At 58.7% G+C, this 15,343-nt stretch carries 15 protein-coding genes; 2 read left to right on the forward strand and 13 right to left on the reverse strand.

All coding sequences use genetic code 11. The annotated features are described in order from the left end of the window. Positions 1-189 precede the first annotated feature (189 nt). The 11 genes from LOKVESSMR4R_RS15210 to LOKVESSMR4R_RS15255 all read right to left on the reverse strand — a co-directional run bounded on the left by LOKVESSMR4R_RS15210 (position 190) and on the right by LOKVESSMR4R_RS15255 (position 10,500). A complete protein-coding gene (locus tag LOKVESSMR4R_RS15210) occupies positions 190-768 on the reverse strand; it encodes an adenylate kinase (RefSeq protein ID WP_087210181.1) in 579 nt (192 codons plus the stop codon). Then, entirely contained in the window at positions 765-2,126 is a 1,362-nt protein-coding gene (secY, locus tag LOKVESSMR4R_RS15215; protein ID WP_087210184.1) for a preprotein translocase subunit SecY, read from the reverse strand. The genes LOKVESSMR4R_RS15210 and secY overlap by 4 nt, the downstream gene beginning before the upstream one ends. A 105-nt stretch (positions 2,127-2,231) precedes the next feature. Then, entirely contained in the window at positions 2,232-2,705 is a 474-nt protein-coding gene (rplO, locus tag LOKVESSMR4R_RS15220; protein ID WP_087210189.1) for a 50S ribosomal protein L15, read from the reverse strand. 160 nt (positions 2,706-2,865) lie between these two features. Beyond that, positions 2,866-3,945, reverse strand: coding sequence for an ABC transporter ATP-binding protein (locus LOKVESSMR4R_RS15225; protein ID WP_087210192.1), 1,080 nt, complete (start codon positions 3,943-3,945; stop codon positions 2,866-2,868). Between the two features lie 15 nt (positions 3,946-3,960). Further along, positions 3,961-5,019 (reverse strand): carbohydrate ABC transporter permease, encoded by a 1,059-nt coding sequence (locus tag LOKVESSMR4R_RS15230; RefSeq protein ID WP_087210195.1) that lies wholly within the window; start codon positions 5,017-5,019, stop codon positions 3,961-3,963. Then, a complete protein-coding gene (locus LOKVESSMR4R_RS15235; RefSeq protein WP_087213372.1) occupies positions 5,012-5,980 on the reverse strand; it encodes a carbohydrate ABC transporter permease in 969 nt (322 codons plus the stop codon). The genes LOKVESSMR4R_RS15230 and LOKVESSMR4R_RS15235 overlap by 8 nt, the downstream gene beginning before the upstream one ends. A gap of 86 nt (positions 5,981-6,066) precedes the next feature. Continuing rightward, positions 6,067-7,332, reverse strand: a complete 1,266-nt coding sequence (locus LOKVESSMR4R_RS15240; RefSeq protein WP_087210198.1) for an ABC transporter substrate-binding protein — start codon at positions 7,330-7,332, stop codon at positions 6,067-6,069. A gap of 47 nt (positions 7,333-7,379) precedes the next feature. Continuing rightward, a complete protein-coding gene (locus tag LOKVESSMR4R_RS20615; protein WP_335673967.1) occupies positions 7,380-7,793 on the reverse strand; it encodes a Gfo/Idh/MocA family oxidoreductase in 414 nt (137 codons plus the stop codon). A gap of 12 nt (positions 7,794-7,805) precedes the next feature. Further along, positions 7,806-8,438 (reverse strand): Gfo/Idh/MocA family protein, encoded by a 633-nt coding sequence (locus LOKVESSMR4R_RS20620; protein WP_237331810.1) that lies wholly within the window; start codon positions 8,436-8,438, stop codon positions 7,806-7,808. Next, the gene (locus LOKVESSMR4R_RS15250; protein ID WP_087210201.1) at positions 8,435-9,451 is read right to left on the reverse strand and encodes a Gfo/Idh/MocA family protein; all 1,017 of its coding nucleotides are present in this window, start codon (positions 9,449-9,451) and stop codon (positions 8,435-8,437) included. Before LOKVESSMR4R_RS15250 ends, LOKVESSMR4R_RS20620 begins: the two co-directional genes overlap by 4 nt. Beyond that, positions 9,448-10,500 (reverse strand): Gfo/Idh/MocA family protein, encoded by a 1,053-nt coding sequence (locus LOKVESSMR4R_RS15255; RefSeq protein ID WP_087210204.1) that lies wholly within the window; start codon positions 10,498-10,500, stop codon positions 9,448-9,450. Before LOKVESSMR4R_RS15255 ends, LOKVESSMR4R_RS15250 begins: the two co-directional genes overlap by 4 nt. 108 nt (positions 10,501-10,608) lie before the next feature. Here LOKVESSMR4R_RS15255 and LOKVESSMR4R_RS15260 point away from each other — a divergent pair, with 108 nt between their 5' ends. Then, a complete protein-coding gene (locus tag LOKVESSMR4R_RS15260; protein WP_162290739.1) occupies positions 10,609-11,349 on the forward strand; it encodes a GntR family transcriptional regulator in 741 nt (246 codons plus the stop codon). Between the two features lie 68 nt (positions 11,350-11,417). Here LOKVESSMR4R_RS15260 and LOKVESSMR4R_RS15265 read toward each other — a convergent pair whose 3' ends face one another. Next, on the reverse strand, positions 11,418-12,926 hold the full coding sequence (locus tag LOKVESSMR4R_RS15265) for an aldehyde dehydrogenase (NADP(+)) (protein ID WP_087213375.1): 1,509 nt from the start codon (positions 12,924-12,926) through the stop codon (positions 11,418-11,420). An 11-nt stretch (positions 12,927-12,937) separates the two neighbouring features. Next, a complete protein-coding gene (locus LOKVESSMR4R_RS15270; RefSeq protein WP_087210211.1) occupies positions 12,938-13,855 on the reverse strand; it encodes a dihydrodipicolinate synthase family protein in 918 nt (305 codons plus the stop codon). 271 nt (positions 13,856-14,126) lie between these two features. Between LOKVESSMR4R_RS15270 and LOKVESSMR4R_RS15275 the strand changes: the two genes are divergently transcribed. Next, the gene (locus tag LOKVESSMR4R_RS15275; RefSeq protein ID WP_162290740.1) at positions 14,127-15,101 is read left to right on the forward strand and encodes a LysR family transcriptional regulator; all 975 of its coding nucleotides are present in this window, start codon (positions 14,127-14,129) and stop codon (positions 15,099-15,101) included. The last annotated feature ends 242 nt before the right edge of the window (positions 15,102-15,343 follow it).

Raw genomic sequence — 15,343 nt, forward strand, 5'->3', positions numbered from 1 at the left:
CTTTTCGTTGCGGGTCCGTGATGCCAGACCCTTTTTTCACAACGGAAGCCCGGACCATCAGGCACCGGGCTGCGTCATATCAGGTAAATCGCAAAATGCAGGGTGCGACCCCGCATCTGCGGATTGATTCCCTTGCGGGATGGCGCTGTTTAGGGGGCAACGCCCGCAGCGTCAATAGACCGCAAGCGGTCAGCCAAGCACCTTTGCGATACTCTCGGCGACGGCGTCCACGCTGGCCAAGCCATCAACCGATGTCAGATCGCCCTTGGCATGATAATAGCCGATCAGCGGGCTGGTCTGCTTGTAATAGGCCAAAAGCCGCGTGCGCAGGCTGTCGGCGTTATCATCGGCACGGGCCTGCCCACCGGATGCGGTGGTTTCAGCGGCGCGGCCCAGCACACGGTCGACCAGCACATCATCATTGACCTGCAATTCGATCACATGGTCCAGGCTCTGCCCCATCTCGGCCAGCAGATCGCCCAAAGCATCGGCCTGCGCCAGCGTGCGCGGAAAGCCGTCAAAGATGAACCCGCCATGATCGCCAGCTGTTTCAAGCTGTTCGCGGATCAGGCCGATCACGATCTCATCGGTGACCAGCTCGCCCCGGTCCATCACGGCGGCGACGGTTTTGCCCATCGCGGTGCCGCTGGTCCGCGCGGCACGCAGCATGTCGCCGGTGCTGAGCTGGATCATGTTGCGATCTTCTACCAGCTTGCGGGCCTGTGTCCCTTTGCCCGCGCCCGGTGGTCCAAGCAGAATTATATTCATCGACGCGACGGGCCTTTTTTCTTGGTCGTGCTACGCTTGCCGCGCAGCTGCGATTTTTCAATCAGGCCTTCATATTGATGGGCGACCAGATGGGATTGCACCTGCTGGATCGTATCCATCCCGACCGAAACGATGATCAGCACCGATGTCCCGCCGAAATAGAACGGGATCGACAGTTCCGCGCGGATGATTTCAGGCAACAAGGCCACCAGCGCCAGATAGCCCGAGCCAAGCACCAGAATACGCGTCAGCACGTAATCAAGATATTCCTCGGTCCGTTTGCCGGGGCGGATGCCGGGGACAAAACCATTCTGGTTCTTGAGGTTCTCGGCCACATCCTCGGTCTTGAAGGCGACTTCGCGGGTGTAGAAATAGGTGAAGAAAATGATCATGCCGCCAAAGAAGATCAGATATAGCGGCTGGCCGGGGCCGAACAGCGCCAGAATGGTGGACATGACCGGCCCGCTGGACCCGCCGCTGAAGGTGCTGATCGTGGTGGGCAGCAACAGCAAAGCGGATGCAAAGATCGCGGGGATCACACCGGCGGGGTTGACCTTGATCGGCAGGTGGCTGGAAGATCCGTCATAGATTTTCATGCCGCGCTGCTGGCGGGGATATTGGATATGGATCTTGCGCAAAGACCGTTCCATGAACACCACGAAGGTCAGCACGACAATCACCATCAGCAGAATTCCGACGATGACAAAAGGGCTGATCGCACCGGTCCGGCCCTGGCTCAGGAATTGCGCCAATGCAGAGGGGATTTCCGCGATGATCCCGACGAAGATGATCAGCGAAATACCGTTGCCGATGCCGCGCGCGGTGATCTGTTCGCCCAGCCACATCAGGAACATGGTCCCGCCGACAATGGTGATCACGCAAGAGGCCCGGAAAAAGAAACCGGGATCAGAGGCCAGACCGCCTGCTTCCAGGCTGACAGCAAGGCCATAAGCCTGCGCCGTGGCCAGCACGACAGTCCCGTAACGGGTATATTGGTTCAGCTTGCGGCGGCCTGCCTCGCCCTCTTTCTTGAGGTTTTTCAGCGGCTCCCACATGGACCCAAGCAACTGCATGACAATCGACGCCGAAATGTAAGGCATGATGCCCAGCGTAAAGATCGCCATCCGCGACAGCGCGCCGCCGGTGAACATCGACAGGATGCCACCGATCCCGGCCTGTGCTTCTTCCATGAATTGCTGCAGGGCAATGCCATCGATCCCGGGAACCGGAATGAACGTCCCCAGGCGATAGATCATCAACAGACCAATCGTAAAGAGGATGCGTTGGCGCAGTTCAGTTGCCTTGCCGAAGGCGCTCCAACTGACGTTGGCTGCCATTTGCTCTGCTGCAGAAGCCATAGGGGTCTCTTTTCATGATAAACGCCGCTGAACGGTTCCCCGATCAGCGGCGTTTGGGAAAACTTGCAAGATCATCTAAGCGACGGTGCCGCCGCTCACAAGGTCTTACTCTGCCGCTGCCGGGGTTGTGACGGTCAATGTGCCGCCAGCTTTGGCCACGGCATCGACAGCACCCTGCGACGCACCGGTCACGCTGATCGTGGCTTTGGAGGTGAAGTCACCCTTTGCCAGAACGCGGATACCGTCTTTCTTGCGGCGCACCAGACCGGATGCGATCAACGCGTCTTCGGTGATGTCGGCCTTGATGTCGATCTTGCCCAGGTCGATGAATTTCTGGATCAGGCCCAGATTGACGACCGAATATGCCTTGCGGTTGGGCTTGTTAAAGCCGCGCTTTGGCAGACGCTGGTACAAAGGCATCTGGCCGCCTTCGTAACCCTTGATCGCCACGCCCGAGCGGGATTTCTGACCCTTGATACCACGGCCACCGGTCTTACCCATGCCGGAACCAGGACCACGGCCAATGCGTTTCTTACGCTGGGTGGCGCCTGGGTTGTCGGAAAGTTCATTCAGTTTCATGTCGCTTCTCCTTTTGCCGGAACTGGCCCCCAGCGACGGGAGCGGCCAAACACGGCGTTACAATCGAGTCGGACCACAGGTGCCGACTTGCGGCGTATAATCGGGGGGAACAGGCAGGTCAAGAAAGGTTCCGGGCCTTGGGGCGGGTTACGGTCTCGCGTCACAGCGCAAGCAGCGTCTGTTCGCTCTCGGTGTCAAAAAGATGGATCGCGTCATCGGCCGCGGTGACAAGGATCTTCTCGCCCGGTGTGACACGGGTCTGGCCGGGACTGTGCAGCGTGATACCTGTGCCATCCGCAAGCGTGCCGTAAAGATAGGATTCCGTGCCCAATTGTTCGACACTGGTGATCTTCATCGTCAGGCTGCCATTTGTCGCGGGCTGCAAATCATTGGGGCGAACCCCCAGTGTCACGGCCTGACCGGGGCGCAGCGAAAATTGCCTGGCCGGCAGGGTCATGGTTTCGCCGGTTTTCAGGACCAGCAGTTGACAATCATCAGCATCGATTTCACCCTGGATGAAATTCATTTTTGGCGAGCCGATAAACCCGGCGACAAAGATATTGTTGGGGCGGTTGAACAGATCAAGCGGCGCGCCGTATTGTTCCAGCGCACCCAAGCGCAGCACGGCGATCTTATCTGCCATTGTCATGGCTTCAACCTGATCATGCGTGACATAGATGATCGTATTGCCAAGCCGCTTGTGCAGGGCCGCGATTTCCCCCCGCATATCGACACGCAATTCGGCATCGAGGTTCGACAGCGGCTCGTCAAAAAGAAACACGCGCGGTTCGCGAACGACAGCACGGCCGATCGCCACGCGCTGGCGTTGCCCGCCGGACAGGTCTTTTGGGCGACGCTCTAACAATGGCTCGATTTGCAGCATCTTCGCGACGCCAGCAATTTTCGTTTTTATCTCGGCCTTGGGCGTTTGGATGTTTTCAAGCCCGAATGACAAATTCTGTCGCACGGTCATATGGGGGTAAAGCGCGTAGGATTGGAACACCATCGCCAACCCCCGATCCGCAGCGGGGACATCATTCACGATCTCGTCGTCGATGATCACCTGTCCGCCGGATATCGGCTCCAGGCCAGAGATCATCCGCAGCAAGGTGGATTTCCCACATCCCGACGGGCCGACAAACACGCAAAATTCGCCATGCTCCACCAGAAGATCAATGCCTTTGATGACCTCGATATTGCCATAGGATTTGCGGACAGCCCTGAGTGCGACCTTTGCCATTTTCTTCCGTGCCCCTTACTTGCCGCCGGTTGAGGCGATGCCTGTGGTGATATATTTTTGCAGAAACATGAATACGGCGGCGATCGGCAGCAGCGTCAGAACCGTCATGGCCAGCAGATTGCTCCATTGCGTTGACATCTCTCCTTGGAAAGAGTTCAGGGCCAGTTGGAGTGTGAAATTATCCGTATCGGTCAGCACGATCAGCGGCCAAAGGAAATCATTCCAGCGCCACATCACACAAAGGATGCCAAGCACCGCAAGCGCCGGGATCGAAAGTGGGATCACGATGCGCCAGAAGATCTTCCATTCGCTTGCTTTGTCCATCCGCGCCGCCTCTAGTATTTCATCGGGAATGGTCAGCATGTATTGGCGCAGCAAGAACACCCCGGTTGGTGACGCAGCGCCCGGAATGATGACCCCCCATGCGGTGTTCATCAGGCCGAATTCTTTGACCACCAGAAACAAAGGCACCAAGACCACGCTTTGGGGCACCATCAGCGTGCCCACGACCAGCATCAGAACAAAGCTGCGGCCTCTGAATTGATATTTGGACAGCGCAAAAGCGGCCATCGCATTCACAAGCAAGGTGATCGCTGTCGCCGTGACTGTGATAAAGGTCGAATTCCAGAAAAACCTTAGGAAATTGAACTTCGCAAACAGATCGGTGTAGTTTTCCGTCGCCAGACCGACCCGCTCGATCAGCTCTCTATCGGCAATATCGACCTTAAGGGGCGCTGATGGGTCTTCGGGATCGACCATCTGCGCGACCAATCCCACCCGCCGGATCTGTGCCAGACGACGCCCCTCAAATTCGCCCGAGACGATATCGTAGACGGCAAGCGGCGCATCATGGCCATCGACCATGACGGTTTCCTGCACATAGGGCAGCAAGCGGGGTGGGAACCGTTTCAGGTCCGCTTCGGTCTTGAACGAGGACAAGGCCAGCCACATCACGGGCGCAAACATCAACGCCGTGCCCAGGATCAGATAGCTATAGCTTAGCCAGTCGGTCCAATCCATGCGCCCCTTGCCTGCGCGCGTCCGCGTCAGGAATGCCACTGCGCGATTAGCCATTGACGCTTCTCCTGTTGAACCAAAGTTGCAGCAGCGTCAAAACGATCAGCACCAAAGCCAGCAGGATTGACGCGGCGGATGCCAGCCCCAGCAGACGCGGCGCGCCCGCGAAACCGGTCTCGTAGATATATTGGATGATCAATGTCGTCGCAGACCCCGGTCCACCGCCCGTAAAGGCGTAAACTTCGTCGAAGGTTTGCACGCCCTTGATCAAAGCCAGCACCAAGACAACCAGCATCGTCGGGGCCAACAAGGGCAATGTGATCCGCCGAAACACCCGCCAAGGCGAGGCCCGGTCCATCATGGCCGCCTCATAGACATCGCGGGGGATCGCTTGCAGGCCCGCCAAAAGGATCAAAGTATAGAACCCCATATGCGCCCAGACCGATAGAAAGACCGACCAGGCAAAGGCCCATTGACGGTCCAAAAGCCAGTTGAAGCTTTCAAAGCCCATCGATTCCAGCCCGGCATTAAGGATGCCATTGCGCTGCAAGACCCATTTCCAGACAAGCGCCACAACGACCGGTGACAGCATCACCGGAAAGAAAAAGACGCCACGAAAAAAGCCTCTGGCCAGGATATCGCGGTTCAAAATGACGGCGGTCAACAAGGCAAAGCCGACCATGAAACCGACCTGAAGGCTGACGAACCATGTGGTATTCCACACCGCGCGCCAGAACAGGTCTCTCTCGCAGCTGTTCACATCCAGAAAGCTGTCGCAATTCATGAAGCCGGTGAAATTGCCGCCGCCGACATAGGGGCGGTCCGCCAGCATGATGTTTTCGCCACCAGTCAGCGCATAGATGAAATTCAAGACGATCGGGAAAAAGGCGAAAGTCCCGAACAACAAAAGGTTTGGCAGAAGAAATGCCCAAGCCTGGCCACGCAGACCAAAGGTTCTTTGCGCGATGGCAAAAGGGATTTCTATGATGCGCATGATCGGATTGAGGACCGACAGCATTTCTTCAACCTCCTTTTGTCTGATACCGCGCAAAGCTGCATGGCGATGCAAAGCCATGCAGCCTTGGGCAAAGTGGTTTGGTGCGCTCAGTTGGTTTCGGCCAAGATTTCTGCAAGATCCTGCTTGGCCTTGGCCATCGCTTCATCAACGGTCATCTCGCCCACGATGGCCTGGGTCACGCGCAACACCGTGATGTTGAACATCGCGCGGTTGCCTTCATAGCCTTGGTATTGAAAGGCTGGCGCTTCGAGTTTCGCAACCTGCGCGCCCCAGGCATTCAATGCCGCCGCCGCCTGGGCCGAGGCGCTTTTATAGTCAACGCCAGCGGCCGCGACGGCCCGATGCGCCGGGATATTGCCGGTGCCTGCGGACATTTGCGTATAGATCTCTGCCTGGGCAAGATAGTCGATCAGCTTTGCGACGGCTTCGGGATGTTTGGTATGTTTGAACCCTACGATGCCCGCCCCGCCCGGCATACCGGTGCATCCGGCAATGCCGCAGGGCGAACCGACAACCTGCCAGTCAAACAGATCACCAATTTCTGCATCGAAGCGACCAACATTCCAGCTGCCGGAATAATAGAAAACCAGCTCGCCATTCACAAATTCGGCCGCGGCATCCTGATAGGCATTGCCGCCACGACCCGCCCAAACGTCGCGCGCCATCGTGCCGTCTTCGTGCCAGCCAACGAATTTCTCGACAAATGCCGTGAACCCGTCATCAACAAGAATAGGCGCGCCCGCCTCGTCGAAATAGCGCGCCCCGTAAGAAATCATGGGACCGGCGATGCGGTGGCCCGAACGGTCCATGGCCATCGGGAACATTGTTCCGGTTTTTTCGGCAACGTCGCGGGTGGCCGCGGCCCAATCATCCCAAGTCGCGTCCGGCCCAGGAACGGCAACACCGGCTTGGTCAAACAGGGTTCTGTTGATGTAAGGCCCTGTGACGGTCAGCTGCCAATGCAATCCGTAGATCCCGTCATCCGCTGCATCAGCGCGATACCAATTGAGGAAATCGCCAAAATTGTCTTGCCAGTAAGTGTCATCAACATAAGGCGAAAGATCGAGGTAATAGGCGTTCAACCCGCCCAGATCCGTTACTACCGCGATGTCAGGTCCCGTCCCCGCAGCCAGCCGCACCGGCAGGCTGTCAAGAATGGCCTGATAGGGCACTTTGTCGATCACCACCGTGATGCCCGGATTTTCGGCTTCAAATCCGTCAATGACATTGTCGATCACGGTGCAATCATCGGCATCCGAAAAGCACATGAATTTCAGTTCTTGCGCGGATGCCGCACCCGCTGTCAGGACCAGCGCAGCGGCACAAGCGGTCGTCTTAAACTTAGCTTTCATTTGGGTCTCCTCCCCATTCATGTTGGCCAGATCGTGAAGTTATTGAATCAACTCGGTAACCATCCGCTGTAGAGCGCGTCATTTTTTCCCATCGGAAGCTGGACAAGCCGGCCCTCGCGCGCAGAGGTGTAGATGGCCGTCACCAATGCGATCGAGCGGCGGCCATCCTCGAAGGTCACTTCGCCCCCTCCATGGCCTGACATCGCATCAGCAATCGCATCCAGAAATCCCGCGAACCCCGGCAGCGGCGCGGGCACTGTCGCCAGAATTCTATCGATATCGTCTTGCGTCCTTGACCCGCGCGCCGTGAAGGTCCAGGCGCCTTCTGCGGGCGTATACGGGTTGGACCCGCTTTCAGCACTCAGGCCTTCAAAGCAGAATTTCAGACGCGAGCTGTCCGGCGCACCGCCAAGCGTGACCGAACTTGTCACCAGCGCGCCATTCGCCATACGCAGGGACAAGGCGGCGCAATCTTAGACTTCGATATCGTTCACGCGGGTATCGCTCAGGGCAAAAACCTGTTTCACGGGCCCCAGAACTTTGCACAAAAGATCATGGGAATGGATCGCATGGCCCAGCAGAACGCCACCTGATTCACCTTTCCAGGTGCCGCGCCACGGCACGGTGTAATAATCGCTTTCGCGGTTCCAATGGGTCTCGGCACTGGCGACAAGGGCTTTGCCAGCCAGACCCGCGTCAAGCAGGGCCTTCAATTGGGCAAAGGCCAATCCAAAGCGGTATTGGAACACGGGAAAGACCTGGCGACCGGTTTTGTCGATCATGGCCTGTATCTGGTCAACCTCGGCCAATGACCGGCCAATCGGTTTTTCGCAGATCACATTTTTGCCCGCTTCCAGCGCCTGAATGACGACAGGCGCATGAAGATGCGGCGGCAAACAGACATCGACCAGGTCGATATCCGGGTCCGACATGACATCCGCAATGTCAGAAACAATGCGGATGTTTGCGTCGTGCCCCGTTGCCGCCGCTGCCCGGGAGGGGTCCAGGTCACACAGGGTTGCAACGCGAAACCGGCTTGGAAGCGCGCGATACCCTGTCAGATGTTGTTGGCCGATGCCAGCGCCCAAAATCGCAACCGTGATCATGACGCGCGTTCCTCGGCCAGAAGTTGGGCACGCAATGCGAGGTCGCAGACTTTGAAGGTATGGGCTTGCGTCATGCTCGTCTCTGTCCGATTGCGGATATCAGCGATCAGACGCGCAAAGTAAGGCAATCCTGCGTCCGCAGCGCTTATTTTTTCGCAGCGCGTTGCATTGACCAGAATGACATGGTCACTGCCGGCATCCCCGCCCACATCCACATATTTGCGCAATTCGATATAGCCTTCGGTGCCCAAGATCGTCAGGCGGCCGTCGCCCCAGCTTGGCAAGGCATCCGGGGTGTACCAATCAAGGCGGATATATCCGTGGCCAGTCTCGCTCTGCAGCGCGATTTCACCAAAATCATTCAAACCCGGTGTCTCTGGATTTGCATAATTCCCGACATTCGCCATGGTGATTTCGGCATCGGTTGACCCGGTGAAAAACAAGAACTGGTCAATTTGGTGACTGCCGATATCCGTCAGAATACCGCCATAGGCATTGCGATCAAAGAACCAGTCAGGCCGCGTGGCGCGATTAAGACGATGCGGACCAAGACCAACGGTCTGAATAACCCGGCCAATCGCCCCCTCGGCGACAAGCTCTGCCGCCTTGGTGACGGATGGCACTTCGAAACGTTCGGAAAAGTCGATCGTCCAGATACGCCCGGTGCGCGCAACACAATCCTGCAGGTCCTTGAGCTGGTCGCGGGTCGTGCATCCGGGCTTGTCGCTCATCACGTCTTTGCCCGCATCCATGGCCTTGACGGCCCATCCCGCACGGTCGCACGGAATGCCGGACAGCAGCACCAGATCGATGCTGGCATCGTTCAACAGGATATCAGCGGCCTGAACCCGGGGCACATCGGGAAACCGTTTGATAAAGCCTTCGGTCGGCTCGGGATTGCCTTCGGTAAACCAGCCCGCGAACACGGCACCGGCATCAATCATATTCTGCGCCATGCCAAAGATGTGGCGATGGTCTATTCCGATTGCAGCGAATTTAAGAGGAGCGTTCATTGTGTCACATATTCGATTGAACCGCTCTTGGCAGAGCGCGTGATTGCGTTGATCAGGTTATGTGCGGCCATGGCCTCGTCGCCCGGTGCCAAAAGGCGTTCTGTGCCGGTGATGGCCGCTGCGAAATTCTCGATGACGGATTGATGCCATGCGTGGGTAAAGGCCATTGGATCGGCCCCACCACCCGTTGACGCCGCATCGCCATGGATGGTCTTGTCTCCGTTGCGCCGGGTGATGCAAAGCTGACCCGATTCCAGATGCAGCGTCGCCTGTGCAAAATGCAGCGTGATCGATTCAGCGCCGCCTGGATAGCTTGCCGTGCTTGCCACCAGTGACCCGACCGCGCCATTGGCGAATTCCAACCCCGCCACGACGAAATCCTCGGATTCCATTTGGTGGAACCGGGTTGTTGTCGCCATCGCGCGGACAGATTGCACAGGTCCGGTAAAGCTGAGCGCAAGATCAATCGTGTGAATTGCCTGGCTGATCAGAACCCCACCGCCATCACGGTCATAGGTGCCCCGGCCCGGTTCGTCATAATAGGCTTGTTCGCGCCACCAAGGCACATTCATTTCGACCAGCGCCAATGGCCCCAATTCGCCCGAGCTGACCATTTGCGCCGCGATCACAGAGGCCGCCCTTGCGCGGTGCTGGAACACGATACCGAGCGTCACCCCGGCTTTTTTACACAGATCCACGATCTGTTGCGCCTCATCAGCGGTGCGGCCGATGGGCTTTTCCAGCAGAATGTGTTTGCCCGCCTGCGCAAGTGGCGCGATCAACTCGCCCCGCACATTGGGCGGCGTGGCGATGATCACGAAATCAATATCGGGATCATCTGCAATCTGCGCGACGGATGGATAGGTCACAACCTCCTCGCCCAGCCGGGCAGAGGCATCTTGCGCCAGAATGGCAGCCCGCGCGTTGGATCGCGATGAAATACCTGTCAACTGCAGCTTTCCGGCCGCATCGACACAAGCATCAACATGGGTTTTGGCAACCATTCCGGCCCCGATCAGAGCAACCTTTGGGCGTTTCCGCTGTATCATTTGCAACCTATATTCTACGCTTGATGCCAAAAAGCATACCGGTATACAGGTTGTCAACGAAAATGTATGCCTGTATACAATTTGGACAAACCCGCGCCGGAGACCCCGATGAGCAAAAGAGCACAAGTCATTTCACTCCCCGCGCGCCATGTTCAAAAAATTGACCCACAGCGCCCGGCGGCAGAGCAAATCGCCTCTTCGCTGAAGGCCGCAATCCTTGAAATGAGCCTGAAGCCCGGGCAAATCATCTCTGAGACCGAAATCGGAAATCTCTATGGGGCGTCACGGACACCTGTGCGCGAGGCCTTCACATGGCTGCGCGATCAAGGCCTGATCGTCACCTTGCCCAGTCGCGGGAATTACGTTTCAAAACTGTCGGTGCCAGAAATCGCAGGCGCGCAATTTGCACGCGCATCACTGGAAGTCGCCATCGCTGAACGTCTGTGTGAAAAGGGGCTGCCGCCCGAAACGATCCAGGAAATCGAAACGAATTTGGCGCTGCAGCATGACTTGGCCTTGCATCATGACATGGAAGGAACCGACAACAGCAGTGCATTTCACACGCTGGACGACAATTTCCATCTGGCACTTGCCGATGCCGTCGGACATCGCCGCATTTCGGACATCATCCAAAGAGAAAAAGGCTATCTCGACCGGCTCCGCTTTTTGTCGCTGCGCAGCAAAGCGCATATGGCGGAACTGGCCACGGACCACAGCAATATCTTTGACGCCATCCGATCAGGCGACAAGACCGCGTCACGCAGATTGGTGCGCGCGCATCTGCACCGGGTTCGGGAAACGCTGACGCAATTCAGCGAAGAAAACCGGGAATGCTTTGAAGACGAATGATGGCGCGGCCTCTGCGCCCGCCACAGCCCGGCAAAAGCGCAGATCACCTGTCGGGCCAGCGCGGCGCATCAGGTGATTGGCAAAAGGGCCTCTGGCAGGTTTTGATAGCAGACAGGCCGCAGAAAGCGCCGGATCGACAGAGTCCCGACCGAGGTCGCGCCGAAATTGGTCGATGCAGGATATGGTCCGCCGTGGACCATGCTGTCGGCGACCTCGACCCCGGTCGGAAAGCCATTGGCCAGCACGCGGCCTGCCTTGCGTTCCAGCACGGGCATCAGGCTTTGCGCCTGCGCCATGTCACCGTCCTCCAGATGCAGCGTGCAGGTCAATTGGCCTTGCAAGGACCGCGCGATGACCGCGACCTGCGCCGCATCCTTTGCCCGGATGATCAGGCCCAGCGGGCCGAAAACCTCGTGGGCGAGATCGTCATTGGCAAGCCATGTGTCGGCGCTGACCTCATAGAGGCAGGGCGCCGCGTGGCGTCCGGCACTGTCACCCGAAAGCAATGTCGTCACACCGGCGCTGCCGGCCACCAGATCACGCCCGGCACGAAACCCTGCCGCGATGCTGTCGGCCAGCATAAGCTGCGCAGCACTGTCTTGCAAAGCCGCCGTCGCAGTTGCGACAAAGGCATCCGCCGCGTTTCCATCGATCAGGATCGCCAGACCGGGATTGGTGCAGAATTGCCCTGCCCCCATCGTCAGGCTGGCGGCCCAGCCTTTGGCGATGGCATCGCCACGAATGGCCAATGCCTCTGGCAGGATGAACATCGGGTTGACGCTGCCCAGCTCGCCAAAAAACGGGATCGGATCTGGCCGCGCGGCGCATAGATCGAACAAGGCGAGTCCGGCCCGCAATGACCCGGTAAAGCCGACCGCGCGGATCAGCGGATGGGTGACGAGTGCGGCCCCCATCTGATGCGTGCTTCCCTGCACCAGCGAGAAAACCCCCGGATGCAGGCCGCAGGTTACAATTGCTGCGGCGATGGCATCGCCAACCAATTCCCCTGTGCCGGGATGCGCGGGATGGCCCTTGACCACGACCGGACAGCCCGCTGCCAGCGCCGCTGCCGTATCCCCGCCACCCACCGAAAACGCCAGAGGGAAATTCGATGCGCCAAAGACCGCCACAGGCCCGATCGGCCGCTGGACCATCCGCATGTCAGGGCGCGGCAAGGGCTGGCGGTCAAGAAGCGCAGGATCATGGCGCCGGTCAAGGTAATCGCCTTTGCGGATATGATCGGCAAACAGCCGCAGCTGGCCGGTCATACGCCCGCGTTCACCGATCAGCCGCGCCTCTGGCAGGCCGGTTTCCTGCGCGCCGACACGGGTGATCGCATCACCGCGCGCATCGATTTCCTGCGCGATCTGGCCCAGAAACGCCGCGCGGGTTTCGCGGCTGGTGGCGCTGTAGGCGTCGAATGCGGCCTCTGCTGCCATGGCGGCTTGCGCGACGTGATCGGGCGTGCCTTCGCTGTAATGATGGACCGGGCCGGTGGCGGGGGAGGCTGCGAAAACCGATGCGCCCTTGACGCGCAGGCCTGCGATCAGATGGGCGCCATGTGGAATATGTGTCATGATCTCTTTGCTCATTTGCCCCACCGCAGGGCGATCAGGTCAAGGTCGGTTGCAAGCGCCAGCAGGCGGGTTCTGGTGCGGTCACTGAGCGGGGCCAAGGGGTGGCGCACGTAATCCGACCTGATCACGCCGCCCGCCTGCATCACCGCCTTGGCCGCACGCAAGCCACATTGTCGGTTCTCATGGTTGATCAACGGCAGGCAGCGTTGCCACTGATCCAATGCGCCGCCGGCATCACCAGAGCGATACATGGTGACGATGGGCCGGATATGTTCCGGCAACAGCGCCGAGGTCATCGTGCCGGTGCAACCCGCATCCAGATCGGCCAGCAGCGTCGCCGCTTCTTCGCCATCGAAAGGCCCTGCGATATCCGCACCACCTGCGGCGATCAACGCGGCCAGCTTGTCCGCCGCGAAAGGCATTTCCAGCTTGAAATAGCTGACCTGGTCCAGTTCGCGCGCCATACGCGCCAGAAACGGCACCGTCAGTTGGCAGCCCGACAAAGGCGCGTCCTGCACCATGATCGGGATACGAATGGCATCCGACACCGCCTTGAAATGCTCAAAGATCAACGGCTCTGGCGGCACGATCCCGACACCGTGATAGGGCGGCATCATCATCACCATCGCGGCCCCCAGCGCCTGTGCATCACGCGCGCGGGCCACTGCGATCTGCGTGGCGAAATGGCTGATCGTGACGATCACCGGCACCCGCCCCGCGACATGGTCAAGCGACAGGCGCATCAGCGCGGCGCGTTCGTCATCCGACAGCACGAATTGTTCCGAGTAATTGGCAAGGATGCAGATCGCATCGACGCCCTGATCAATCAGGCAATCCAGCACGCGGCGCATCCCGTCGTCATCGACCGTGCCATCAGCGTGAAAAGGTGTCGGGGCTACCGGCAGGATACCAGTCAGGGGCATAGGCATGGCATGTCCTCAGAAATGAAAAGGGGCAGGCGGTCACCGATCACACAGCCATCACTGCCCGCGGTGCTGGGTTTCAGATCGCCCCTGCCCGACAAAGCCATGCCCAAGACACGGGGCAAAGGTGCGGATGTGAATGCCATGTTATCGTGCGACGCGCATAAGGGTGATCTGCATCGGCTATCTTTGTCGCTTATGCGCCATAACCGTCAAATCAGTTGTTTGCAGTTCTTCATATCTTTATCGGTATATCCAGACCATGCAGGAGACAGGTTTGCCACCGCACAGCACCAAACGGGATCAGCTGATCCGCCACGGCCTGAAGCTGACGCATCTGCGGCTTATGGCGGCACTTGATGAAACGCGACAGATCAGCGCCGCTGCGACGCAGATCGCGATCAGCCAGCCCGCGGCCTCGCGGCTTTTGGCAGAGATCGAACGCATTGTCGGGATGAAACTCTATCAGCGCCATCCGCGCGGCGTGACCCTGAACGAGGCAGGCTGCCTGTTGGGCCAACGCGCAAGACGGATGCTGCGCACTTTGGACGACGCCGGGCGCGAAATCGCCGAAATCGGCAGCGGCCAGCGTGGATCGGTCAATATCGGCGCTGTCACCGGCCCCGCGATAGAGCTTGTCCTGCCGGTCATCCGCGAGGCGCGGCTGATCTATCCGGATCACGAGATCACAATTGACGTGGACACCAGCGACAGGCTGGCAGAAGGGCTGCTGAGCGGCAGGCTCGATTTCTATCTGGGTCGGGTGGTGCCGGGTCTTGATAGCAGCGCGTTTGATATGCGGGTAATCGGCGAGGAAGCTCTTAGCCTTATCCTGCGCAGCGGCCATCCTTTGTTGGACCGGGCTGAGGTCAGCCTGCAAGATTGCCTTGCCTATGATTGGGTCATGCAGCCGCCGGGCGGCTTGCTGCGCGATACCGTCGACCGCTATCTGCTGGAACATCATCACAGGCCGCCGGCGCATATCGTAAACGCAACATCGCTATTGATGATCCTGGCGATCGTGACCCGCACAGATGCGATCGCACCGATATCGCGCGCTGTGGCTGATTTCTACACCGGGGCTGACGGGCTGTCGGCCAAGATCCAAACGCTGCCAATCGCGCATCAGCTGGCGGTTGCCCCGTTTGGAATTGTGACTTTGCGCGATTACGACCTGCCCGCAGCGAGCGCCGCAGTTCACCGGATGCTGGTTAAGCAGCTGGGCAGTGGCCCGGCGCCAGGAGCACTGTAGCACAGGGTCGTAGCTACGAACACAAAAAGCGCCCCGTGGGGCGCTGTGGTATATTTGGTTGCGGGAGTAGGATTTGAACCGACGACCTTCAGGTTATGAGCCCATTATTCAACGATTCCAATAGCTTATAAATTTCAAGGACATAGGCGACAAGCCTTTGAATTCACAAATTTTCGGCCCTGAAACTCGCTGACATTGGCCCACATCCGCCGTGCCTCACACTCAAAAAATGACGTACGCAC

Origin of the sequence: Yoonia vestfoldensis (genome assembly GCF_002158905.1) — a bacterium.
GTDB classification, from domain to species: domain Bacteria; phylum Pseudomonadota; class Alphaproteobacteria; order Rhodobacterales; family Rhodobacteraceae; genus Yoonia; species Yoonia vestfoldensis_B.

What these genes read in the sequence shown, in the direction of transcription:
- LOKVESSMR4R_RS15240 (WP_087210198.1), bottom strand. Translation starts at nt 7,332, where the DNA reads ATGAAAGCTAAGTTTAAGACGACCGCTTGTGCCGCTGCGCTGGTCCTG.
- LOKVESSMR4R_RS15270 (WP_087210211.1), bottom strand. Translation starts at nt 13,855, where the DNA reads ATGCCTATGCCCCTGACTGGTATCCTGCCGGTAGCCCCGACACCTTTT.
- rplO (WP_087210189.1), bottom strand. Translation starts at nt 2,705, where the DNA reads ATGAAACTGAATGAACTTTCCGACAACCCAGGCGCCACCCAGCGTAAG.
- LOKVESSMR4R_RS15260 (WP_162290739.1), top strand. Translation starts at nt 10,609, where the DNA reads ATGAGCAAAAGAGCACAAGTCATTTCACTCCCCGCGCGCCATGTTCAA.
- LOKVESSMR4R_RS15210 (WP_087210181.1), bottom strand. Translation starts at nt 768, where the DNA reads ATGAATATAATTCTGCTTGGACCACCGGGCGCGGGCAAAGGGACACAG.
- LOKVESSMR4R_RS15255 (WP_087210204.1), bottom strand. Translation starts at nt 10,500, where the DNA reads ATGATACAGCGGAAACGCCCAAAGGTTGCTCTGATCGGGGCCGGAATG.
- LOKVESSMR4R_RS15235 (WP_087213372.1), bottom strand. Translation starts at nt 5,980, where the DNA reads ATGCTGTCGGTCCTCAATCCGATCATGCGCATCATAGAAATCCCTTTT.
- LOKVESSMR4R_RS20620 (WP_237331810.1), bottom strand. Translation starts at nt 8,438, where the DNA reads ATGATCACGGTTGCGATTTTGGGCGCTGGCATCGGCCAACAACATCTG.
- LOKVESSMR4R_RS15225 (WP_087210192.1), bottom strand. Translation starts at nt 3,945, where the DNA reads ATGGCAAAGGTCGCACTCAGGGCTGTCCGCAAATCCTATGGCAATATC.
- LOKVESSMR4R_RS15250 (WP_087210201.1), bottom strand. Translation starts at nt 9,451, where the DNA reads ATGAACGCTCCTCTTAAATTCGCTGCAATCGGAATAGACCATCGCCAC.
- secY (WP_087210184.1), bottom strand. Translation starts at nt 2,126, where the DNA reads ATGGCTTCTGCAGCAGAGCAAATGGCAGCCAACGTCAGTTGGAGCGCC.
- LOKVESSMR4R_RS15230 (WP_087210195.1), bottom strand. Translation starts at nt 5,019, where the DNA reads ATGGCTAATCGCGCAGTGGCATTCCTGACGCGGACGCGCGCAGGCAAG.
- LOKVESSMR4R_RS15265 (WP_087213375.1), bottom strand. Translation starts at nt 12,926, where the DNA reads ATGACACATATTCCACATGGCGCCCATCTGATCGCAGGCCTGCGCGTC.